Source organism: Naumannella cuiyingiana (assembly GCF_013408305.1).
Classification (GTDB): domain Bacteria; phylum Actinomycetota; class Actinomycetes; order Propionibacteriales; family Propionibacteriaceae; genus Naumannella; species Naumannella cuiyingiana.
This window is the reverse complement of the sequence record NZ_JACBZS010000001.1, coordinates 1,024,471-1,045,012: the sequence shown is the minus strand read 5'-3', so window position 1 is coordinate 1,045,012 and position 20,542 is coordinate 1,024,471. Positions and strand designations below refer to the sequence as shown.

The 20,542-nt window shown below is 69.8% G+C and carries 23 protein-coding genes; 15 read left to right on the top strand and 8 right to left on the bottom strand.

The features are described 5' to 3' along the window. Positions 1 to 135 precede the first annotated feature (135 nt). The 12 genes from GGQ54_RS04790 (at position 136) to rplQ (ending at position 10,757) form a co-directional block, all read left to right on the top strand. Positions 136 to 1,452, top strand: coding sequence for an MFS transporter (locus tag GGQ54_RS04790; protein ID WP_179444356.1), 1,317 nt, complete (start codon positions 136 to 138; stop codon positions 1,450 to 1,452). Positions 1,453 to 1,608: 156 nt separating this feature from the next. Then, positions 1,609 to 2,670 (top strand): S1C family serine protease, encoded by a 1,062-nt coding sequence (locus GGQ54_RS04785; RefSeq protein ID WP_179444355.1) that lies wholly within the window; start codon positions 1,609 to 1,611, stop codon positions 2,668 to 2,670. 122 nt (positions 2,671 to 2,792) lie between these two features. Beyond that, positions 2,793 to 4,136 carry an ABC transporter substrate-binding protein gene (locus GGQ54_RS04780; protein WP_343045853.1) on the top strand — a complete coding sequence of 448 codons (1,344 nt, stop codon included), beginning with the start codon at positions 2,793 to 2,795 and terminating at the stop codon, positions 4,134 to 4,136. Further along, a complete protein-coding gene (locus tag GGQ54_RS04775; RefSeq protein WP_179444354.1) occupies positions 4,133 to 5,068 on the top strand; it encodes a carbohydrate ABC transporter permease in 936 nt (311 codons plus the stop codon). The genes GGQ54_RS04780 and GGQ54_RS04775 overlap by 4 nt, the downstream gene beginning before the upstream one ends. Next, positions 5,065 to 5,946: a carbohydrate ABC transporter permease gene (locus GGQ54_RS04770; RefSeq protein WP_179444353.1), complete on the top strand. Its 882-nt coding sequence runs from the start codon at positions 5,065 to 5,067 to the stop codon at positions 5,944 to 5,946. The genes GGQ54_RS04775 and GGQ54_RS04770 overlap by 4 nt, the downstream gene beginning before the upstream one ends. Positions 5,947 to 6,771: 825 nt before the next feature. Then, a complete protein-coding gene (gene infA, locus GGQ54_RS04765; protein ID WP_179444352.1) occupies positions 6,772 to 6,993 on the top strand; it encodes a translation initiation factor IF-1 in 222 nt (73 codons plus the stop codon). 71 nt (positions 6,994 to 7,064) lie between these two features. Then, positions 7,065 to 7,178 carry a 50S ribosomal protein L36 gene (gene rpmJ / locus GGQ54_RS04760; RefSeq protein WP_013862061.1) on the top strand — a complete coding sequence of 38 codons (114 nt, stop codon included), beginning with the start codon at positions 7,065 to 7,067 and terminating at the stop codon, positions 7,176 to 7,178. Between the two features lie 167 nt (positions 7,179 to 7,345). Continuing rightward, complete coding sequence (gene rpsM / locus GGQ54_RS04755) at positions 7,346 to 7,714, top strand: 30S ribosomal protein S13 (RefSeq protein ID WP_179444351.1); 369 nt, start codon at positions 7,346 to 7,348, stop codon at positions 7,712 to 7,714. Positions 7,715 to 7,725: 11 nt separating this feature from the next. Next, positions 7,726 to 8,130: a 30S ribosomal protein S11 gene (gene rpsK / locus GGQ54_RS04750; protein WP_179444350.1), complete on the top strand. Its 405-nt coding sequence runs from the start codon at positions 7,726 to 7,728 to the stop codon at positions 8,128 to 8,130. A 28-nt stretch (positions 8,131 to 8,158) separates the two neighbouring features. Next, positions 8,159 to 8,770, top strand: a complete 612-nt coding sequence (gene rpsD / locus GGQ54_RS04745; RefSeq protein WP_179444349.1) for a 30S ribosomal protein S4 — start codon at positions 8,159 to 8,161, stop codon at positions 8,768 to 8,770. Between the two features lie 130 nt (positions 8,771 to 8,900). Then, positions 8,901 to 9,938: a DNA-directed RNA polymerase subunit alpha gene (locus GGQ54_RS04740; protein WP_179444348.1), complete on the top strand. Its 1,038-nt coding sequence runs from the start codon at positions 8,901 to 8,903 to the stop codon at positions 9,936 to 9,938. Positions 9,939 to 9,971: 33 nt separating this feature from the next. Beyond that, positions 9,972 to 10,757, top strand: a complete 786-nt coding sequence (gene rplQ / locus GGQ54_RS04735; protein ID WP_179444347.1) for a 50S ribosomal protein L17 — start codon at positions 9,972 to 9,974, stop codon at positions 10,755 to 10,757. An 84-nt stretch (positions 10,758 to 10,841) separates the two neighbouring features. Here the strand turns inward: rplQ and GGQ54_RS04730 are convergent, their stop codons facing one another. After that, complete coding sequence (locus GGQ54_RS04730; protein WP_179444346.1) at positions 10,842 to 11,801, bottom strand: peptidoglycan-binding protein; 960 nt, start codon at positions 11,799 to 11,801, stop codon at positions 10,842 to 10,844. A 178-nt stretch (positions 11,802 to 11,979) separates the two neighbouring features. Between GGQ54_RS04730 and GGQ54_RS04725 the strand changes: the two genes are divergently transcribed. From GGQ54_RS04725 to GGQ54_RS04715, 3 genes are read left to right on the top strand one after another with little or no spacing between them, the layout of a single operon-like run. After that, positions 11,980 to 13,191: a glutaminase gene (locus GGQ54_RS04725; protein WP_179444345.1), complete on the top strand. Its 1,212-nt coding sequence runs from the start codon at positions 11,980 to 11,982 to the stop codon at positions 13,189 to 13,191. 37 nt (positions 13,192 to 13,228) lie between these two features. Beyond that, positions 13,229 to 14,074: a tryptophan 2,3-dioxygenase gene (kynA, locus tag GGQ54_RS04720; RefSeq protein ID WP_343045852.1), complete on the top strand. Its 846-nt coding sequence runs from the start codon at positions 13,229 to 13,231 to the stop codon at positions 14,072 to 14,074. Next, positions 14,071 to 15,267: an aminotransferase class V-fold PLP-dependent enzyme gene (locus GGQ54_RS04715; protein ID WP_179444344.1), complete on the top strand. Its 1,197-nt coding sequence runs from the start codon at positions 14,071 to 14,073 to the stop codon at positions 15,265 to 15,267. The genes kynA and GGQ54_RS04715 overlap by 4 nt, the downstream gene beginning before the upstream one ends. A gap of 7 nt (positions 15,268 to 15,274) precedes the next feature. Here the strand turns inward: GGQ54_RS04715 and GGQ54_RS04710 are convergent, their stop codons facing one another. The 7 genes from GGQ54_RS04710 to trmB form a co-directional block, all read right to left on the bottom strand. Beyond that, a complete protein-coding gene (locus GGQ54_RS04710) occupies positions 15,275 to 16,042 on the bottom strand; it encodes an alpha/beta hydrolase family protein (RefSeq protein ID WP_179444343.1) in 768 nt (255 codons plus the stop codon). An 86-nt stretch (positions 16,043 to 16,128) separates the two neighbouring features. Beyond that, positions 16,129 to 16,749 carry a superoxide dismutase gene (locus GGQ54_RS04705; protein WP_179444342.1) on the bottom strand — a complete coding sequence of 207 codons (621 nt, stop codon included), beginning with the start codon at positions 16,747 to 16,749 and terminating at the stop codon, positions 16,129 to 16,131. Positions 16,750 to 16,832: 83 nt separating this feature from the next. Next, a complete protein-coding gene (locus GGQ54_RS04700; protein WP_179444341.1) occupies positions 16,833 to 17,918 on the bottom strand; it encodes a prenyltransferase/squalene oxidase repeat-containing protein in 1,086 nt (361 codons plus the stop codon). A gap of 125 nt (positions 17,919 to 18,043) precedes the next feature. Beyond that, positions 18,044 to 18,253, bottom strand: a complete 210-nt coding sequence (locus GGQ54_RS04695; RefSeq protein ID WP_179444340.1) for a CsbD family protein — start codon at positions 18,251 to 18,253, stop codon at positions 18,044 to 18,046. Between the two features lie 105 nt (positions 18,254 to 18,358). Beyond that, positions 18,359 to 18,955 carry a methyltransferase gene (locus GGQ54_RS04690; RefSeq protein WP_179444339.1) on the bottom strand — a complete coding sequence of 199 codons (597 nt, stop codon included), beginning with the start codon at positions 18,953 to 18,955 and terminating at the stop codon, positions 18,359 to 18,361. Continuing rightward, positions 18,952 to 19,791, bottom strand: coding sequence for a tRNA pseudouridine(38-40) synthase TruA (gene truA / locus GGQ54_RS04685; RefSeq protein WP_179444338.1), 840 nt, complete (start codon positions 19,789 to 19,791; stop codon positions 18,952 to 18,954). The genes GGQ54_RS04690 and truA overlap by 4 nt, the downstream gene beginning before the upstream one ends. Next, the gene (gene trmB / locus GGQ54_RS04680; protein WP_179444337.1) at positions 19,788 to 20,516 is read right to left on the bottom strand and encodes a tRNA (guanosine(46)-N7)-methyltransferase TrmB; all 729 of its coding nucleotides are present in this window, start codon (positions 20,514 to 20,516) and stop codon (positions 19,788 to 19,790) included. Before trmB ends, truA begins: the two co-directional genes overlap by 4 nt. Between the last annotated feature and the right edge of the window lie 26 nt (positions 20,517 to 20,542).

The following is a 20,542-nucleotide window of genomic DNA, read 5'->3' as shown; positions in this document are numbered from 1 at the left end:
ACGGCGTACCCGACCAGTGCTGCGCGCGCCAGGAATCGCAGCGATCCGGCCAGCGGGGGCTGCGCAAGATCGGACAAGCCGTTGTCAGTCCTGCGACCTAGGCTGGGGCCAGCATCGACGGACCGGGAGCTGATCATGAAGTCCTTCTATCTGGTGCTGGTGAACACATTGCTGGCCAATGTGACCAGCAGCTACCTGTGGTTCGCGCTGACCTTCTGGATCTACCTGGAGACGCGCTCGGTGACGGCGACCGCGATGATCGGCGGCACCTACATGCTGCTGGTGGCCCTGACCGGCACCCTGTGGGGAACGATCGTCGACCGGGTACGCAAGAAGACCGCGATGGCCGCCTCCTCGACGATCACCCTGACCTCCTACCTGCTGGCCGGACTGACCTTCGCGACCGTGCCGACACCCGCGCTGCTCGACCTGCGCGGCCCGTGGTTCTGGATCTTCGCCGTGCTGATCCTGATCGGCGGGGTGGTGGAAAGCATGCGCAACATCGCCTTGTCGACCACCGTCACACTGCTGGTGCCGGAGCCCGAGCGGGCCAAGGCCAATGGCCTCGTCGGCAGCGTCCAGGGTCTGGCCTTCCTGGTCACCTCGGTGTTCTCCGGCCTGTCCATCGGGCTGCTCGGGATGGGGCCGACCTTGATCATCGCGATCGTCGCGACGGCACTTGCGCTGGTCCAGTTGCTGACCGTGCGGATCCCGGAGGAGGGGGTGCTGCGCGATCCGGAGGTCGCGGACAAGCGGCTCGACCTGGCCGGTAGCTGGCGTGCGGTGCGGGCCATGCCCGGGCTGCTGGCGCTGATCCTGTTCAGTACCTTCAACAACCTGATCGGCGGGGTCTACATGGCGTTGCTCGACCCCTACGGGCTGACGTTGTTCGACGTCAGTGTGTGGGGGATCGTGCTGGCGATCACCAGCACGGGATTCATCGTCGGCGGGCTGGTGATCTCGCGTACCGGCCTCGGCGCCAATCCGATCCGTACCCTGCTGCTGGTCAATCTCGGCGTGTCCGCTGTCGGCCTGTTCTTCGCCGTCCGTGAGACCTGGTGGCTGTTCGTCCCCGGCATGTTCGTCTTCATGATGCTGATCCCCGCGGCGGAGGCCGCCGAGCAGACGATCATCCAGAAGGTCGTGCCACTGCAGCGCCAGGGCCGGGTCTTCGGCTTCGCGCAGAGCGTCGAGGCGGCCGCGGCGCCGGTGTCTGCATTTCTGATCGGGCCGCTCGCGGAGTTCGTGTTGATCCCGTGGGTCGACTCGCCGGCTGGCCGCGGTGCCGTCGGCTGGCTGCTCGGCGAAGGGCAGGCGCGCGGCATGGCGTTGATCTTCATGATCGCCGCCGTGATCATGGTCGGCGCGGTACTGGTCGCCTTCCGGAGCGGTGCCTACCGCAGGCTTTCCGCCGGGTACGCCCAGCCGGTGGCGACTTCCACAGCCACCTGACAGCTTTCCGTCAGCGCTCTCGCATGGTCGCCGGGTGAGATGTCGGACATGAGCCACTGGTCCGGGTCGGTGAACCGACATCCCCATCCCTCATCCCCTCGGTTCACCGACCCGCCAGTCGCTCGCCAGACCCCCGCCCGCCGCATCCCCGCCCCGTTGGCCGCACTCGCCGGGATCGCGACCGTGCTGGTGATGCTCGGCGGATCCCTGCTGCCGGGCGCGCTGGTCGCCCGCGTCCTCGCACCGGGCGGCGGCAACCTGCCGACGGTTCCCGGAATCACCGACACCCGGCCGCCGACGATCGCCCAGGCGCCCGACGCCGCCCCGGCCTCGACCAGGTCCGGGGTCGTGATCATCGACACCCGCACCTCGAACGGGATCGGGGCCGGCTCGGGTGTCGTGATCGGCGACGGGAGCCTGATCCTGACCAATTACCACGTGGTCGCCGACTCCGAGCGGGTCCGGGTGACCTCCGCCGGCGGCGAGGCCCAGTCCGCCACGATGCTCGGCTTCGACTCCTCCGCCGATGTGGCCCTGCTCGGCATCGAGAAGGCACTGACTCCGGCCAAGATCGACACCGACGGCGTCGAGACCGGCGAGGCGCTGACCGCGATCGGCAATCCGGGCGGCGAGGGCCGGCTGCGCACGGTGGACGGTCAGGTCAGGGCGACCGACCGTTCGGTGACCGTGGCGGGGGAGAACGGAGGGTTCGGCTCCCGCCTCGAGGGAATGATCGAGACCAGCGTGCCCGTCGTTCCCGGTTACTCCGGCGGGGCGATGGTCGACGCCGAGGGCGAGGTCGTCGGACTGAGCACCGCGGGTTCGGTGATGCGCTCGGCCAGCCGCAGCGACGAGTCCGACGCTGCCCCGGACAGCTACGCCGTGCCGATCGCGACCGCCACCGAGATCGCCGCCCAGATCGAGGCCGGCGACAGCTCCGGGCCGGTGACCATCGGCCGGTCCGGTTACCTCGGCGTCAGCGTCGACACCGTCGGCGAGATCGTCGATGTGGTGCCCGATTCGCCCGCCGCCGGGGCCGGGATCGAGCCCGGTGCGGTCATCCTCTCGGTGGACGGTACGCCGGTGCAGAGCGGCGGCCGGTTGAGCAGCGTGCTCGCCGGCACCGAGGCGGGCCAGCGGGTCGAACTGGTCTGGACCGATGCCGCCGGCGAGGAGCGCTCGAGCAGCGTCGCGCTCGCGGAGAGCCCCGTGAACTGATCGGGCCCAACTGATCGAGCCCGCGTTGCGCAACACCCCGCCCGGCGCGGGCCGCCCGTCTAGAGTCGAACTCCCCTCAATGTCGAGAGCAGCGCCCGGTGGGGCGCGGACGGGAGTCGGCGGTGAAGAGACTCGGACCGGCGCTGGTGGCCGGAGCGCTGATGCTGACGACCGGTTGCGCCGGGTTCGGCCGGCTCGGCGAGCAGCCGGGCATCACGACGATCACGGTCGCCAGCGTCAACAACTCCCAGATGCAGGACATGGCCTCGCTCGTCCCCGAGTTCGAGCGCACCCATCCCGGCGTACGGGTGAACATCTTGTTCATGGAGGAGAACGACCTCCGCGCCGCGGCCACCAAGGACGTCGCGACCGGCGGCGGCCAGTACGACGTGATGACGGTCGGCTCGTACGAGGTGCCGATCTGGGCCCGCAACGGCTGGCTCGTCGATCTCACCGACCCGCTCAGCTCGGATCCGGCGTACCAGGTGAACGACCTGATCGGGCCGATCCGACAGGCGGCCACCTACGAGGACCGGATGTATGTGGCGCCGTTCTACGGCGAGTCGTCGTTCCTGATGTATCGCACCGATGTGTTCGACGAGGCCGGACTGGAGATGCCGGAGAACCCGACCTGGCAGCAGGTCGCCGATCTTGCCGGGCAACTGAAGAGTCCCGAGCGGGCCGGCATCTGCATGCGCGGCAAACCCGGCTGGGGTGAGGCCGGCGCGATCCTCGGTTCGATGGTCAACACCTTCGGTGGGCAGTGGTACGACATGAACTGGGACGCGAAGGTGAATGCGCCCGGTTTTGCCGATGCGACGAACTTCTACGTCGACCTGACCCGGAACGCCGGCGAGCCCGATCCCGTCTCCTACGGCTTCACCGAGTGCTACAACCTGTTCAGCACCGGGGGCGCGGCGATGTGGTACGACGCGACCTCGGCGGCCGGCGCACTGGAGAGCGACGATTCCGAGGTTGCCGGGAAGGTCGGCTACGTGCCGGCGCCCGTGGTCGAGACCGATCAGGCGGGCTGGCTGTGGTCGTGGAATCTCGGCGTCAACGCGGCATCGACGAAGCAGCAGGCGGCGACCGACTTCGTGAAGTGGGCGACCTCGCCGGACTACATCGAGCTGGTCGGCAACGAGGTCGGCTGGTCCGAGCTGCCGCCCGGCACCCGCAATTCGACCTATCGGATTCCCGAGTACGCCGAGGTCAGCTCGGCCTTCGGTCCGCTCACGGTGCAGACCCTGTCCGAGGTCGACCCGGCGCAGCCGGGCGTGGCGCCGCAGCCGTGGGTCGGCATCCAGTACGTCTCGATCCCCGAGTTCCAGGATGTCGGGAACCAGGCGACCCAGGCCTTCGCCGATGCGCTCGCGGGCCGCACGAGCACCCGACAGGCGCTCGACGAAGCCCAGGCGATCGCCCAGCGCGCGGGCGAACAGCAGCGAAGGGAGGCAGGCCAATGACGACCGCGACCGCCGAGGCGCCCGAGAGCGTGAGGCCGCGCACCAGGCCGCCGTCGCACCAGGATCCGGCCGAGCGCCGGTTCGCGCGGACGCTGCTGCTGCCGGCGATCGGTGCGCTGATCCTGATCACCCAGATCCCGTTCGTGGTGACGATCTTCTATTCCTTCCAGCACTGGAACCTGTCCCGGCCCGAACAGCGGGGCTTCGCGGGCCTGGAGAACTATGCGGCCGTCTTCACCAACGGCTACTTCCTGCCGTCGGTGCTGGCGACCGTGCTGATCGTTGGCGGCTCGGTGATCATCTCGTTGGTCCTCGGGCTGCTGCTGGCCGTCCTGCTGAACCGCGAGTTCTTCGGCCGCAGCCTCGCGCGGACCCTGCTGATCACGCCGTTCCTGGTGATGCCGGCAGCGGCCTCGCTGATCTTCAAGTGGTCGCTGCTGAACACCGAGGGCGGCATCGTCAACTGGTTCCTCGGGTTGCTCGGCATCGGCCCGATCGCCTGGAACACCGACCATCCGATGCTCAGTGTGATGATGGTGATGGTCTGGCAGTACACGCCCTTCTTCATGCTGCTGCTGCTCGCCGGCCTGCAGTCCCAGGACGGCGAGGTGCTGGAGGCCGCCGATGTCGACGGCGCCGGCCCGGTGCGGCGGTTCTTCTTCATGACCGTGCCGCATCTGCGTACCTATGCCGAACTGGCGATCTTGTTGGGCACGATCTTGATGTTGCAACTGTTCGACCCGATCAACATCATCACCAAGGGGGCGGGCGGCACCAAGACCTTGCCGTACCTGCTGTACGAGCGGGCCTTCATCGGCCAGCAGGTCGGCGAGGCCGCGGCCTACGGCGTTGTCACCGTGGTGCTGATCATCGTGGTGGCGACCTTCGCCCTGCGCAAGCTGTTCCGGGTGTTCACCGAGGAGGGGCGATGAGCGCCGTGACCGAACCCGCAGCCAGCGCCGAGGCGACGCGGGCCCGGCGGGGCGGATCGCCCGCCGGCCGCAAGCTCGGCGGAGCGCTGATCACCCTGCTGACCTGGCTGCTGGTGTTCCTGTTCTTCTTCCCGGTGCTGTGGACGGTCTTCACCTCGTTCAAGTCCGAGGCCGCTGCCGCATCCCCGACGCCGTTGATCAACACACCGTTGACCCTGGACAGGTACGCCGAGGTCTTCGAGCGGGGGATGGGGTTGTACCTGCTGAACTCCGCGGCGGTGTCGATCGGCTCGACGATCGTGGTGATGGCGCTGGCGATCCCGGCGGCGTACGCCCTGTCGGTACGCCGGATCTCGAAGTGGTCCGATGCATTGTTCTTCGTGATCTCCACCCGGTTCATGCCGTTCGCCGCGGTGATCATCCCGATCTTCTTGCTGCTGCGGCAGTTCGGGCTGCTGGACAACCTGACCGTGCTCGGCATCCTCTACGTCGGGATCAACCTGCCGCTGGCGATCTGGATGATGCGCTCCTTCTTCGAGGAGGTGCCGGCCGCGATCGTCGAGGCGGCCCAGGTGGACGGGGCGACCTACTGGCGCGAGCTGTGGCGGATCGCGTTCCCGATCGTGGCGCCGGGCGCCGCGGCGGCCGCGCTGATCTGCTTCATCTTCGCCTGGAACGAGTACTTCCTGGCGCTGCTGCTGACCTCGGTCGCCGCGATGACCACGCCGCCGTTCCTCGGCTCGTTCGTCGACGGCCGCGGCCAGTTCCTCGCGGTACTGAGCGCCGCGGTGACCATTGCCATCGTGCCCGTGATCCTGGCCGGCTGGCTGGCCCAGAAGCGGCTCGTCCGCGGCCTGGCGATGGGCGCGGTCAAGTAGTCGAGCGCTGCTCGAGCAGGCGAGGAACGAGCGCCGTCGAGATCTCCCGCGGTCGAGACCTCGAGACCTCGCGTCGTCGAGACCTCCCGCCGCTGAGCCCTCGCGCCGAAAGTGACCACTGGTCGGGGTTTGGGCGGGTTTGGGCGCCAGGTGGTGGCCGAAACCCTGGCGAGTGGTCGGTTTTGGCGCTCGGCGGGGGTCTCGACAGGCTGGACCGAGCGCCGCCGAGGCCTCGCGCCGTCGAGATCTCCCGCCGCCGAGATCTCCCGCCGCCGAAACCTCGCGCCGTCGAGACCTCGAGCCGCCGAAACCTCGCGCCGAAAGTGACCACTGGTCGGGGTTCGGGCGGGTTTGGGCGTGGTGTGGTCGCCAAAACCCTGGCGAGTGGTCGGTTTTGGCGCTCGGCGGGGGTCTCGACAAGCTCGACCGGCGTTGGTCGAGGTCGAGCCCTCGCGCCGCCGAGCCCTCCCGCCGTCGAGATCTCCCGCCGTCGAGACCTGGCGCCGTCGAAACCTGGCGCCGAAAGTGACCACTGGTCGGGGTTTGGGCGGGCTTGGGCGTGGTGTGGTGGCCGGAATCGTGGCGAGTGGTCGATTTCGGCGATCGGCGGGGGCTCTCGACGGGCTCTACCGGCGTCAGGCTCGCTCGGCGGGGGTCTCGACAGGCTCGACCGGCCTGGGGCTCGACGGGCTCGACCGGCCTGGGCCGGACCGGCGTACGACGATTTGGGCTGCGGGGGATCGGGCACTAGAGTAGAGCGTCGGTCACCCGTGTGGGTGATGCATGTCCGCATTCAGGAGTTCCGAGCGAACAGTTTAGGGAGCAATGGCAAAGAAGGAAGGCGTCCTCGAGCTTGAGGGAACCGTGGTCGAGGCCCTGCCCAACGCGACATTCCGCGTCGAGCTGAGCAACGGCCACAAGGTGCTTGCCACCATCAGCGGCAAGATGCGCCAGCACTACATCCGGATCCTTCCGTCGGACCGGGTGGTTGTCGAAGTCTCCGCCTATGACCTGAACCGCGGCCGCATCGTCTACCGGCACAGGTGACCGGGGTCAACAAATCATCAACTCCCCGACGGGTGCACGCCTGCCCGGGGCCAGATCGAAAAGAGAGCTCGATGAAGGTTCAGCCGAGCGTCAAGAGGATCTGCGACAAGTGCAAGGTGATCCGCCGGCACGGTCGCGTGATGGTGATCTGCGAGAACCCGCGCCACAAGCAGCGCCAGGGCTGACCAGCCCGCTGCGGCCGGGCCGCAGTCACGGCTCGACGACAACTGAATAACCCAACAACGTGAATGCAGCCCGCCGCTCGCCGGCGGGTCCACCCCCGGTCGGAGGCCGGGGCCCGCACCGCCGGGACGCTTCACGCCGACACCTCCGATGAGTGAAAGAGTCACACATGGCACGCCTCAGTGGTGTCGACCTGCCGCGCGACAAGCGCCTCGAGGTCGCACTCACCTACATCTTCGGCGTCGGGCGTACCCGCGCGCTGGAGACCCTGAAGGCCACCGGTATCTCCGGTGACCTCCGCGTCCACGAGCTGAACGACGAGCAGTTGGTTGCGCTGCGCGACCACCTCGATGGCAACTACCAGATCGAGGGCGACCTGCGCCGCGAGATCGCCGCCGACATCCGCCGCAAGGTCGAGATCGGCACCTACCAGGGCCGGCGGCACCGCTCCGGTCTCCCCGTCCGCGGCCAGCGGACCCGCACCAACGCCCGTCAGCGCAAGGGCAAGCGCAAGCCCGTCGCCGGCAAGAAGAAGTAAGGACGCACCAGATGGCTACTGCAGGACGCAGCAGCGGCGCCAAGAAGGTGCGCCGCAAGGAGAAGAAGAACATCGTCGCGGGCCAGGCCCACATCAAGTCGACGTTCAACAACACGATCATCACGATCACCGACCCGACCGGCGCGGTCATCGCCTGGGCCTCGGCCGGCACCGTCGGCTTCAAGGGTTCGCGCAAGTCGACCCCGTACGCCGCCCAGATGGCCGCGGAGGCCGCCGGCCGGCGCGCCATGGACCACGGCATGAAGCGGGTCGACGTGTTCGTCAAGGGCCCCGGTTCCGGCCGGGAGACCGCGATCCGTTCGCTCGGCGCGGTCGGCCTCGAGGTCGGCGCGATCGCCGACGTGACCCCTGTACCGCACAACGGCACCCGCCCGCCCAAGCGGCGCCGGGTCTGATCGAGACGACACAGGAAAGGACTGAATCATGGCTCGTTACACCGGCCCGCTGACCAAGAAGTCGCGTCGTCTCGGCACCGACCTGGTCGGCAACGACAAGGCCTTCGAGCGCCGCCCCTACCCGCCGGGTATGCACGGCCGCGGCCGCACCAAGGAGTCGGAGTACCTGCTCCAGATGCGGGAGAAGCAGAAGGCCCGCTACGCCTACGGCGTGCTGGAGAAGCAGTTCCGCCGCTACTACGAGGAGGCCAACCGGCTCACCGGGCGCACCGGCGACGTGCTGTTGCGCATCCTCGAGTCCCGGCTGGACAACGTGATCTACCGCGCCGGCTTCGCCAACACCCGCCGCCAGGCCCGCCAGTTGGTCAACCACGGCCACTTCGAGGTCAACGGCAAGAAGGTCAACATCCCCTCCTACCGGGTCAGCCCGCACGATGTGATCACCGTGCGCGAGAAGTCGACCGACCTGCACCCGCTGGTCGTCGCCCGCGAGACCCATGGCGAGCGCGAGGTCCCGGGCTGGCTGGAGGCCCGCACCGACCCGATGATGATCTTGGTGCACGCGCTGCCGAAGCGCGAGCAGATCGCCGTCGACGTCCAGGAGCAACTGATCGTCGAGCTCTACTCCAAGGTGAGCTGAGCCCGCCACGCCGGTGCGTCTCGCGGTGATCATCATCCGCGCGGCGCACCGGCGTACCAACCCGGTACGCAGCAGCGACCGGGTCCACCCATTCGCCGTCAAATAGCGGGCGGCCGAAAGGAAACCGAACATGCTGATCGCACAGCGCCCCGCACTGTCCGAGGAGAAGGTCGACGAGTTCCGTTCGCGGTTCGTCATCGAGCCGCTGGAGCCCGGCTTCGGCTACACCCTGGGCAACTCCCTGCGCCGCACCCTGCTGTCGTCCATCCCGGGCGCCGCGGTGACGAGCATCAAGATCGAGGGCAACCTGCACGAGTTCTCCACCATCGAGGGCGTCGTCGAGGATGTGACCGAGATCATCCTCAACCTGAAGGCGCTGGTCGTCTCCTCCGAGGAGGACGAGCCCGTCGTCATGTACCTGCGCAAGTCCGGCGCCGGTGCCGTCACCGCCGCCGACATCGCGCCGCCGGCCGGGGTCGAGATCCACAACCCCGAGCTGCACATCGCGACCCTGAACGACAACGGCCGCCTGGAGATGGAGCTGGTCGTCGAGCGCGGCCGCGGCTATGTCTCCGCCGTGCAGAACAAGGGCTTCGAGAACGAGATCGGCCGGATCCCGGTCGACTCGATCTACTCCCCGGTGCTCAAGGTCACCTACAAGGTCGAGGCCACCCGCGTCGAGCAGCGCACCGACTTCGACAAGCTGATCGTCGACGTCGAGACCAAGCCGGCCATCCGTCCGCGCGACGCGGTCGCCTCGGCCGGGCGTACCCTCGTCGAGCTGTTCGGCCTCGCGCACGAGCTGAACACCGAGGCCGAGGGCATCGAGATCGGCCCGTCGCCGGTCGACGAGCAGCTCGCCGCGGACCTGGCCCTGCCGGTCGAGGACCTGAACCTCACCGTGCGGTCCTACAACTGCCTCAAGCGCGAGGGCATCCACACCGTGGGCGAGCTGGTCTCGCGCTCGGAGCAGGACCTGCTCGACATCCGCAACTTCGGCTCCAAGTCGATCGACGAGGTCAAGCTGAAGCTGGCCGAGATGGGCCTGTCGCTGAAGGACAGCGCGCCCGGCTTCGACCCGCTGACCGCGATCGGTCGCTACGACGACGAGGACACCGAGGGCGACGAGCGCGGCGACGCCGACTTCGCCGAGACCGAGCAGTACTGAGCGGCCACCGAAGATCAATTGGAGAACTGACAGATGCCTACCCCCACCAAGGGTCCCCGCCTGGGCGGCAGCCCGGCACACGAGCGGATCATCCTGGACAACCTGGCCAGCCAGTTGTTCGAGCACGGGAAGATCACCACGACCGAGGCAAAGGCGAAGCGGGTACGCCCGCTCGCCGAGAAGCTGATCACCAAGGCCAAGCGCGGTGATCTTGCCGCCCGCCGGCAGGTGCTGACCCACGTCCGGGACAAGTCCGTCGTGCACGTCCTGTTCACCGAGATCGCCCCGGCCCTCGCCGGGCGCGACGGCGGCTACACCCGGATCATCAAGGTCGGGCCGCGCAAGGGCGACAACGCCCCGATGGCCGTGATCGAGATCGTCACCGAGTCGGTCGAGGAGTCCCGCAACGCGAAGTCGGGCGCCAAGCCCGCCAAGAAGGCCGCCGCCAAGAAGGCACCGGCCAAGAAGGCCGCCGCCGCGCCGGCCGCTGCCGAGGAGGAGACGACCGAGGAGAGCAACGCCAAGGCCGCCGCACTCGCGGCCGCCGAGGTCGACACCGCCGCCGACGAATCTGCCGAGGCCGCCGCCGACGAGACCGCGACCGAGGACGCCGCCGCCGAGGAGGCCGCCGAGGTCAAGGACTACGGCAAGGGCTCCTTCCGCGGCGAGACCCCGCCGGAGGGCTTCGCGATCAAGGGCAACGAGGACTCGATGAAGTTCCACACCCCGGAGTCGCGCTGGTACGACCAGACGGTCGCCGAGGTCTGGTTCGACTCCGAGGAGTCCGCCGAGGCCGCCGGCTTCAGCAAGGCCGGCTGACCCGCCGACAGCCAGCCGACAGACAACGGGCGCCGCACCACTTCGGTGGTGCGGCGCCCGTTGCGCGTCAGTCCTGACCGCGCCTCACTTCAGGCGAATGAACTCCACGTCGTAGCCCTGGTCGGTGCCGCGGTTGCGCTCGGCGACCTGGGACTTCGCCTTCGGCCCGGAGGTATTGCCCTCGATGGTCGTGAACGACGCCCCGTTGACCGTCTTCACGATGCCGATGTGGTCCCAGACCCCGTTGTTGTCCCAGTCGTAGACGGCGAAGTCGCCGGGGCGGGCCTGGCCGACGAAGCTCATCTCGTCGTTCGCTTCGGCCTTGGCCCGGTAGTGGCGTACCCCGACCATGTTGTAGGGGTGGAGGCCGAGCTGCTTGCTGGTGACCCAGGACACGAAGCCCGCGCACCAGTTGCCCGTCTCGCGGTTCGTGGTGTCCAGGTGCGACCACTCGCCGTAGAAGAACTTCTGGGCATCCGGGCCGGCCACGATGCCGACCTGCTGCTCGGCGAGCGCCAGGATCTTCTTGACCCGCTCGTCGGTCGTCGGCGCCTCGCAGTCGGTCCGCGAGATGCCCATGCTGCGCATCGTCTCGGGGCCGGCGATCCCGTCGGCCTTGAGGCCCTTGGCGGTCTGGTACTTGCGCACCGCCTCCGTCGTCGCGGTCCCGTAGGAGCCGTCCTGGTCGATGCCGACCCGTGCCTGCACCTGCTTGATCTTCGCCGACACGGCCGCTGCGGTCTGCGGCCCGTAGGAACCGTCCACCTCGATGCAGGCATCGGTCTGGAAGGCGCGGACGGCGGCCAAGGTGTTCGTACCGTTCTCGCCGTCGACGGCGTCGTGGTAGTAGTCCAGGCCGCGCAGATTGATCTGGGCGGTGCGGATGTCGGTCGAGGCCGCGGTCTGCTCGGCCGGCGCCGGCGCAGCGGTCGCGGTGGGCGCGGTCGACAGGCCGCCGAGCAGTACGCCGGTGCTCAGGGCCGCGGCGCCGAGCCCGGCGAAGATGCGCCGGCCGAGGCGGCGCGGCGTCGTGGGAGCGGTCATCATGGATCCTCTCGTCGTTTCCCGGAACCCCAGCCCACGGCCCGGCCCGCCTGTCCCACAAGGGCCGGCCCGTCCTCCCGGACGTCCCGGACACCGCGTCCGGTCGGTGCCCGGACGCCGCCGCGGCGTACCCGTGCAGCCCAGCGGGCCGGACGTCCGGCTCCGTTAGGCTCGGCCCGTGAGGTCACCGATTCCGGACTATCTGACCCAGGTGCTCGACACCTGCGGCGGCGACACCTCCGGCGCGCCGGCCGACTACATTCCCGAACTGCGCGACGCCGACCCCGACCGGCTCGGCGTCTCGCTGTGCACCGTCGACGGTGCCGTCTACGACGTCGGCGACACCGCCGACGAGATCAGCATCCAGTCGGTGTCCAAGCCGTTCGCCTACGCGCTGGCGGTCATCGATCGCGGGCTGGAGGCCGTGCTGCAGAAGATCGATGTGGAGCCGTCGGGGGATGCGTTCAACGAGATCTCGCTGGACCCCGCCACCGGGCGGCCGCGCAATCCGATGATCAATGCGGGCGCGATCGCCGCACATGCCCTGATCGACGGCGACAATCTCGATGCGCGCGTGGAGCGCTTCCGCGAGTTCGCCGGCCGGCTGGCCGGGCGCGAGCTGACCGTGGACGAGGCGGTGTTCGCCTCCGAGATGTCCGAGGCGTACCGCAACCGCGCCCTGGCCAATCTGCTGCGCTCGCGCGGCATCGTCGAGGGCGACCCCGAGGACGCCGTGCGCGGCTACATCCGGCAGTGTTCGATCAACGTCACCGCGCACGACCTGTCGGTGATGGCGGCGACGCTGGCGGCCGGCGGCGTCCAGCCGCTCACCGGGGAGCAGGTGATCCCGCCGCGGGTGAACCGGCAGGTGCTGAGCGTGATGACGACCTGTGGGATGTACGACGCGGCCGGCGACTGGGTGACCAGCGTCGGCATCCCGGCCAAGAGCGGGGTGTCGGGGGTGCTGATCGGCGCGCTGCCCGGGCAGGTCGGACTGGCGACGTTCTCGCCGAGGCTGGATGCGCACGGCAACAGCGTCCGCGGGGTGCAGATCTTCGAGCGGCTGTCGGACGACATGGGCATGCACATGATGGAGGCGCCGCAGCCCGCGCGGTCGGTGATGCGGTCCCGGCGCGACGATGCCGACAGCGCGGTCTTCGAGCTTCAGGGCAGCGTCCAGTTCCCGCAGGCGGAGCGGATGTTGCGCGCGCTGGTCGAGCAACCGATCACCGAGCCGCGCGCGGTGTTCGACCTGACCCGGGTCTTCGCCGTCAACGATGTCGGGCTGCGGATGCTGCAGGAAGGTCGGCGCCGGTTGGAGGCCGACGGCATCGAGGTGATCGTCGACGACCCGGACGGGGTCTATCTCGGCAAGGCGGACGACGCCTGACCGGCCCGGCCCGGCGCCTCGGCGTTAGGGTGCGCTGGTGAGCAACACCCGAGACATCGAGTCCGGCATCCACACCGACTTCGCCAGCGAGATGAGCTATGGCTCCTATCTCGATCTGGACACCCTGCTGTCGGCCCAGCATCCGGTCAGCCGGCCCGAGCATCACGATGAGCTGCTGTTCATCATCCAGCACCAGACCACCGAGCTGTGGTTCAAGCTGGTGCTGCACGAGCTGCGCTCGGCCTCCGCGCTGCTGCGGGCCGATGAGTTCCGCGAGTCGCTGAAGCGGATCGCCCGGGTGAAGCACATCCAGCGCACGCTGACCGAGCAGTGGTCGGTGCTGGCCACCCTGACCCCGACCGAGTACGCCGAGTTCCGCGGCTTCCTCGGTCACTCCTCGGGATTCCAGTCCTGGCAGTACCGCGCCGTCGAGTTCGCCCTCGGCAACAAACATCGCGGCATGCTCAACGTGCACCGCGCCGACCCCGACGCCCATGCCCTGCTGACCGAGTTGTTGGAGGCGCCGAGCCTGTACGACGAGTTCCTGCGCGCGCTCGCGCGTCGGGGGTACGCCATCCCGGCCGAGGTGCTCGACCGCGATGTCACCCTCGCGCACACGCCGAACGCGGAACTGACCGAGGTCTTCGTCGAGATCTATGCCAACGCCCATGATCACTGGGACGTCTACGAGGCGTGCGAGGAGCTGGTCGACCTGGAGGACAACTTCCAGCTCTGGCGCTTCCGGCACCTGAAGACAGTGCAGCGCACGATCGGGATGAAGACCGGCACCGGGGGATCGTCCGGCGTCGGCTTCCTGCAGCGCGCGCTCGACCTCACGTTCTTCCCCGAGCTGTTCTCGGTACGCACGGAGATCGGCGCGTGAGGGCCGCCGAGCTCGACGCCGCGGACCCATTGGCGCAGTTCGGCGCGGAGTTCCTGCCGGCCGAGGGGGTGTCGGCCTATCTCGACGGCAACTCGCTCGGCCGGCCGCTGCGGGCCAGCGCGGAGCGCGTGCAGGAGTTGATCAACGGTGCCTGGGGGACCGGGCTGATCCGCTCCTGGGACGAACAGTGGATGGCGGAGCCGCTGCGGCTGGGCGACGAGCTCGGACGGGTGGTGCTCGGCGCCGGACCCGGGCAGACCATGATCGGAGACTCGACGACAGTGCTGCTCTACAAGTGGTTGCGGGCGGCGGTGGCGCTCGACCCGCGGCGCAGCAGGATCGTGCTCGACACCGAGAACTTCCCCACCGATCGCTATCTGGCCGCCGCGGTCGCGCGGGAGACGGGCGCCGAGCTGGTCTGGCTGCGACCGGATCCGGCGGCCGGGGTCAGCCCCGAGCAGGTCGCCGACGCCGTCGACGGGCGTACCGCCGTGGTGTTGTTGAGCCACGTCGCCTACAAATCGGCCTGGCTGGCCGATCTGCCGGCGATCACCGCCATCGCACACGAGGCCGGCGCGCTGGTGTTGTGGGACCTGTGTCACTCGGCCGGGGTGGTCGGGGTCGCTCTCGATGCCGCTGATGTCGATCTTGCGGTCGGCTGCAGCTACAAGTTCCTGAACGGCGGCCCGGGCGCACCCGCCTTCGGCTATGTCGCGGCACGGCTGCAGGATCGGCTGGAGCAGCCGATCACCGGCTGGATGGGGCATGCGGACCCGTTCGCGATGGGCCCGGACTATCGGCCGGCCACCGGGATGCGCCGCTTCGTCAGCGGTACGCCGCCGATCCTCGGGATGGCGCCGATCGCCGACATGATCAGGCTGATCGAGCGGGCCGGATTGCCGGCGATCCGGGAGAAGTCGATCAAGCTCGGCGAGTACGTGATCGCCGAGGTGGACGCCCGCCTCGCCGGCCTCGGGGTGCGGGTCGCCTCGCCCCGCGATCCGGAGCGCCGCGGTGCGCACGTGACGCTCGCGCACCCGGCATTCCGAGAGATCTACCGGGCGCTGTGGGGCGAGGGGGTCATCCCCGACTTCCGCGAGCCCGACGGCATCCGGCTCGGCCTGTCGCCGCTGAGCACCAGCTTCGCCGAGGTCGAGGCCGCCCTCGACGCGATCGAGCGCCAGCTCCGCTGAGCCGGGGCTACTCCTGCGTCGACGGTGCGGGGCCGCCGCGGGGCAGCCGGGCCACGACCTCGCGAAAGTGCGGTGACTCGGGATCGATCACGTCGAAGTGGTGGGCGCCGGGCAGCTCGACCAGGGACTCCGGGAAGGCCCGGCCCTGCTCGATCGGCACCGTCACGTCGTCGGTCCCGTGCAGGACGGTGACCCGACCCGGGCCGTCGGCGCCTGCCAACGACCGAGGGTCCCAGCGGGCAAGATCACCGTCGCCGAAGAAGGCCGCGACGGCCCCGCGGCCGAGCCCCTGCTCCCGGGCCGCGGCCAGATCCGCGACGGGCGCCAGCGCGATCGCCTCCGCGATCAGGCCGCGCGCGGCGAGCCACAACACCAGGTGGCCGCCGGCGGAGTGCCCGAGCCAGGTCGCCTCGCCGAGCGTGTCCACCCCGCGCCCGTATCCGGCGGCCGGCGTACCCGCCAACCGGGTCAGTGAGGTCAGTGTGCGGTCCGGGTCGCCGGGTGTTCGCGGATACTCGGCGAGGTGCACCGCGTACCCGGCATCGCCGAGCGCGCGCGCCGTGGTGCGGGCGTGGGCCCGGTCGGTGGCCGGCCGCCAGAAGCCGCCGTGCACGAAGACCACGGCAGGGCCGTCGGCGGGGCCGAAGACCTCCACCAGCTCGTCGGGATCCTCCCCGTAGGCCCGCACCGGCCCGGGCGGCACCGCGTCCGCGCGCAGTCGCGCGTTCGCGTCCTCCTCGGCGGCCCTGGCCCGGCGCGCCTGCTGCTCGTCCATCGCCCGATGTTCTCACGCCTGAATGCGGCGAGCCCGGCCCGCCCAGGGAGGCGGACCGGGCTCGCGCGGTCAGGAACGGGTCGGACTCACTCCGCCTGGGGAGACGGGATGGCGCGAGCAGCCTGGAAGCGCTGCGCGGCATCGGCCCAGTTGACGATGTTCCACCAGGCCTTCACGTAGTCCGGCTTGACGTTGAGGTAGTCGAGGTAGAACGCGTGCTCCCACATGTCGAGGACCACCAGCGGCGTCTGGGTCGCGGGGATCTGGGCCTGCTGATCACGCAACTGGAAGATGCTCAGCCGATCGCCCAGCGGGTCGTGGGCAAGGATCGCCCAGCCGGAGCCCTGGATGCCGGTCGCGGCGGTGGTGAACTGGTTCTGGAAGTTCTCGAAGGAGCCGAAGTTCTCGTCGATGGCCGCGGCCAGCTCGCCCTCGGGCTGACCGCCACCGTCCGGCGACAGGTTCTTCCAGAAGATCGAGTGGTTGACGTGACCGCCGAGGTTGAACGCCAGGTCGGTCGTCAACTGGTTCAAGTTGGCCAGATCACCGGCCTCGCGGGCCGCGGCCAGCTTCTCCACCGCGGTGTTCGCGCCCTTCACGTAGGTCGCGTGGTGCTTGTCGTGGTGCAGCTCCATGATCTTGGCGGAGATGTGCGGCTCCAGCGCGGCGTAGTCATAGGGGAGATCGGGAAGGGTGTACTCGGCCATGATCGATTCCTCTCGTTGATCTTGTACCTGCCAGCATGCGTCCTCAAGGGCGGTTGAGCACAAGTGGCCTCTCGCCGATGAGTCTAGGAGTCGGTCGACCCGTCCCGGTCGCGGGGTGCGCCCGCAGCCGTACCGGAAGATTCCGTGGTACGCCGACGCCGGGTCAGCAACAGCCCAGCAGCCAGCACGCCGGCGCCGACCGCGACCGCCACTCCCACCAGCAGCCCCGGGCTGAGCCCGTCGGAGGTATCGGGACCCTCGTCGCTGGAGACGACATCGCCGCCGAGGTCGGCGCCCTGGGTCCCGACGAGGGTGGCGTACCCGATGCCGGTCAGGCCGAGTACGCCCTGGCTCGTCGCGCGCAGGTCTCCGGCACCGCCCTCGGCGGCCGGCAGCGACCCGTCCGGCAGTTGCTGGGCCGCCAGCCACTCCTGGCCCGCGGTCTCGTCGCGGCCCAGTTCGGTCAGCGCGGCGACCGCGAGCCCGGTCGAGTTCACCTTGGAAAAGCCCGGAAAGCTTCCGTCGGCCGCACGCTGGGACTCCAGCCACGCGATTGCCGGCTCCTGCAGCTTGCTCGGTTCGGTCAGCCTCGACAGCGCCATGATCGCCATCGCGGTGCTGTCCACATCCGGGCTGAACTTCCCGTCGGTCTCGAACCCGAAGGCGCCCGAGCCGGCCGGGTCGACGTAGTCGCCGAGCTTGGTCACCACCTGGTCGGGGACCTCCTCGCCGGCCCAGGCGTAGGCCAGGATCGCCCAGGCCTGACCGAAGGCCGAGCCATACTGGCCCACCTGGCCGTCCTTCGCGGTGCCCTTGCCGATCGCCTCGATCAGATTCGTCCCGCCGGCATTGGCCGGATCGCCCCCGGTCGCGCTCACCAGCACCGCCAGTTTCGCCGCCGACGCGGCATCGGCATCGCCCGCGTCGGCGACCAGCTCATCGGCCAGCCGCGCGGCGTCGTCGCCCCGGTCGGCAGAGACGAGGCCGAGGGCCACATCGACCATCACCGTCGGGTCGTCGGCGGGTGCCTGTTGGGCCGCCAGCCAGGCCCCGGCGTCCGCGGCGGCCTGGGCCGGCGGCGCCGCGGCGGCCGGCAGCGCCGGCCACAGCAGCAGCAGGGTCGCGGCGAGCGCGGAGAGCACCTTCGCGAGCGGACGGGCTGGAGTCATCGGGCGTACCTCCCGGTGGCCGGACAAGTGATCGGACGCAGACGTGCGGGGCGCCGCCCGAAGGCGACGCCCCGCACGATAGACGACACCGGCCCGTTCGGCCGTGGCGTCCGCCGGAGAGCAGGTCAGTGCTGGTCGCGACGATTCTCGAACGAGTCCCGGGCCTCGCCGGCCTTGTCCTTGACGTCCTCGCCGAAGTTCTTCACGTCGGCCTTGCCCTGATCGACCTTGCCCTCGGCCTTGAGCTTGTCGTTGTCCGTCAGGTCGCCGACGGCCTCCTTGGCCTTGCCGATGGCGTCCTCGGCGGCGTTCTGGATCCGGTCACCAATACCCATGGGTCATCCCTTCGTCGGTGTTGTCCCGGCCGCGCCAGCCGCTTGCGCGTACCTGCGGCCATTGGTGTCGACAATACTCCCCCAAAGCCGGCCCCGGCGGCCGGCTCAGGGAGCTGTGGTCTGCAGGATCCGGAAGCCCTTCGCGCTGCCGACGCGTTCGGTCGGGTAGCCCTGTTCGACCAGCCAGCGCTGCAGCGAGTCGGCACCGAGGTTGCGGCCGACGACCATCCGCGCGCGGCCGCCCGATTCCAGCCTGGGCAACCATTCCAACAGCAGATCGTGCAGGGCGGCCTTGCCGATCCGGATCGGTGGATTGGACCACAGCTCGTCGTAGCGGGTGGTCGGGTCGACCTCGTCGGCGTGCAGGACGCGTACCCGGTCCGCGACTCCTGCGGCCTCGGCATTGCGGGCGCACAACTCCAGCGCCCGGCGGTTCACGTCGACGGCATCGACGGTGATCTGGGGGGCGCAGACCGCCAGCCCGATCGCGATCGGGCCCCAGCCGCAGCCGAGATCGACCAGATGGCCGCCATGGCCGGGCGGCTCGGACTCGCGCAGCAGTACGCCCGTGCCCGGGTCCAGCCCCGCGGCGGAATAGACGCCGTTCGCGGTGGCGAAGCGGAACTCGCGGTCCCAGATCGTCGCCGTCACCTCGCGCGCACGGATGGGGCCCGTGGGGGTCTCGAAGTACTGGCCGCTCACCTCAACTCCTGCCCGTCACCCGGTCCGGTTTCCGGCGGCTGCCGGTACGCTCGCGCCTCGTCCGCTCGCGCCCCCATCCGATCATCGGGGGGATAGCCGACTTCCTCAAGGGTGAGTCCGTGGGCCGGCATCACCTGGATCGACGACGGGCGGGCGGTCGCCGCCCCGGCCGCGTCCAGCCAGGCGAGGTCTCGGCGGCCCTGCCCGACCGCCACCAGCGCGCCGGCCAGGGAGCGGACCATCGAGTGGCAGAACGCGTCCGCGCGTACCCGCAGCTCGACCACCCCGGCGAACGGTCCGTCGGCGATCCGTTCCGCGTGCAGTTCGAGCAGGGTACGCACGGTGCTCGCGCCGTCGCGGCGCTTGCAGAATGCCGCGAAGTCGCGCAGGCCGAGCAGTCGCGACCCCGCCTCGCTCATCGCCTCGGGGTCCAGCGGGCCGGGCACGGCGACGACCTGGTTGCGCAGCAACGGATCGGCGGGCCGGTCGGACAGCCGATAGGCGTAGCGACGCCACAGTGCCGAGAACCGCGCATCGAATCCCGGCGCCGCCGGCCGCACGGCGGCGATCGTGATGTCGGCCGGCAGCACCCGGCGCAGCCGGCGGGTGAGTCGGTCGGGGTCGGTGTCGGCAGGCAGGTCGACGTGGGCCACCTGGCCGCGCGCGTGGACGCCGGCGTCCGTGCGGCCGGCAACCGTCAGCGGCGTCGGCGCGTCGAGGCGCAGGACCCGGGGCAGCCAGCACTCCAGCTCGCCCTGCACCGTGCGCAGCCCCGGCTGGGTCGCCCACCCGGAGAAGCCCGCGCCGTCGTAGGCGAGGTCGATTCGAAATCTCATCGGCGGCGATAGGACAGGTCGCGGATGTCGTGTCCGGCGCGTTCGCCGCGGCCCTCGAACCGGGTGATCACGCGGCCGGCCGGGCGTGGCGCCCACCCGTCGGGATGTTCGTTGATCAACTCGGGTTCGGCGTCCAGCACCCGACGCATCCGGTCGGCGTACGGTGCCCAGTCGGTGGCCGCCAGCAGGCGGCCCCCCGGCCGCAACCGGGACGCGGCGAGGGCCGCGAACTCGGGGTTCACCAGCCGTCGCTTGTGGTGGCGCGTCTTCGGCCACGGGTCGGGGAAGAAGACCCAGATGCCGGCGAGGGAGCCGGGAGCGAAGAGATGCTGCAGGCCGTGCACGCCGTTGCCCTCGACCAGCCGGACATTGCGCACGCCGGCGCGATTCAGCTTGATCATCGTGGCGGCGATCCCCGGTTGGAACACCTCGAATGCCACGATGTCGAGATCCGGACGCTCGGCTGCCATCGCCACCAGCGAGTCGCCCGCGCCGGAGCCGATCTCGACGACCAGCTCGGACCGGCGGCCGAAGACCGCGGACCAGTCGACGCTCTGCCCGGCAGAGATTGCGCCGTGGCCGGCGCCCTTGTCCACCTCGACCAGGTGGTCCGGGCCGTGTTCGCGCCAGGCCCGCTGCTGGGCCGGGGTCATCCGGGCCCGGTGGCGCACGAACGAGACCACCTCGCGGCGGTGGGACTCGGGCGGGTTGTCGGCGGCAGTCATGATCACGTCAGGATAGGGGCGGGCAC

What these genes read in the sequence shown, in the direction of transcription:
- trmB (WP_179444337.1), bottom strand. Translation starts at nt 20,516, where the DNA reads ATGACTGCCGCCGACAACCCGCCCGAGTCCCACCGCCGCGAGGTGGTC.
- GGQ54_RS04700 (WP_179444341.1), bottom strand. Translation starts at nt 17,918, where the DNA reads ATGACTCCAGCCCGTCCGCTCGCGAAGGTGCTCTCCGCGCTCGCCGCG.
- infA (WP_179444352.1), top strand. Translation starts at nt 6,772, where the DNA reads ATGGCAAAGAAGGAAGGCGTCCTCGAGCTTGAGGGAACCGTGGTCGAG.
- rpmJ (WP_013862061.1), top strand. Translation starts at nt 7,065, where the DNA reads ATGAAGGTTCAGCCGAGCGTCAAGAGGATCTGCGACAAGTGCAAGGTG.
- GGQ54_RS04730 (WP_179444346.1), bottom strand. Translation starts at nt 11,801, where the DNA reads ATGACCGCTCCCACGACGCCGCGCCGCCTCGGCCGGCGCATCTTCGCC.
- GGQ54_RS04710 (WP_179444343.1), bottom strand. Translation starts at nt 16,042, where the DNA reads ATGGACGAGCAGCAGGCGCGCCGGGCCAGGGCCGCCGAGGAGGACGCG.
- GGQ54_RS04740 (WP_179444348.1), top strand. Translation starts at nt 8,901, where the DNA reads ATGCTGATCGCACAGCGCCCCGCACTGTCCGAGGAGAAGGTCGACGAG.
- rpsM (WP_179444351.1), top strand. Translation starts at nt 7,346, where the DNA reads ATGGCACGCCTCAGTGGTGTCGACCTGCCGCGCGACAAGCGCCTCGAG.
- GGQ54_RS04775 (WP_179444354.1), top strand. Translation starts at nt 4,133, where the DNA reads ATGACGACCGCGACCGCCGAGGCGCCCGAGAGCGTGAGGCCGCGCACC.
- GGQ54_RS04770 (WP_179444353.1), top strand. Translation starts at nt 5,065, where the DNA reads ATGAGCGCCGTGACCGAACCCGCAGCCAGCGCCGAGGCGACGCGGGCC.
- rpsD (WP_179444349.1), top strand. Translation starts at nt 8,159, where the DNA reads ATGGCTCGTTACACCGGCCCGCTGACCAAGAAGTCGCGTCGTCTCGGC.
- rpsK (WP_179444350.1), top strand. Translation starts at nt 7,726, where the DNA reads ATGGCTACTGCAGGACGCAGCAGCGGCGCCAAGAAGGTGCGCCGCAAG.
- GGQ54_RS04705 (WP_179444342.1), bottom strand. Translation starts at nt 16,749, where the DNA reads ATGGCCGAGTACACCCTTCCCGATCTCCCCTATGACTACGCCGCGCTG.
- GGQ54_RS04695 (WP_179444340.1), bottom strand. Translation starts at nt 18,253, where the DNA reads ATGGGTATTGGTGACCGGATCCAGAACGCCGCCGAGGACGCCATCGGC.
- truA (WP_179444338.1), bottom strand. Translation starts at nt 19,791, where the DNA reads ATGAGATTTCGAATCGACCTCGCCTACGACGGCGCGGGCTTCTCCGGG.
- GGQ54_RS04790 (WP_179444356.1), top strand. Translation starts at nt 136, where the DNA reads ATGAAGTCCTTCTATCTGGTGCTGGTGAACACATTGCTGGCCAATGTG.
- rplQ (WP_179444347.1), top strand. Translation starts at nt 9,972, where the DNA reads ATGCCTACCCCCACCAAGGGTCCCCGCCTGGGCGGCAGCCCGGCACAC.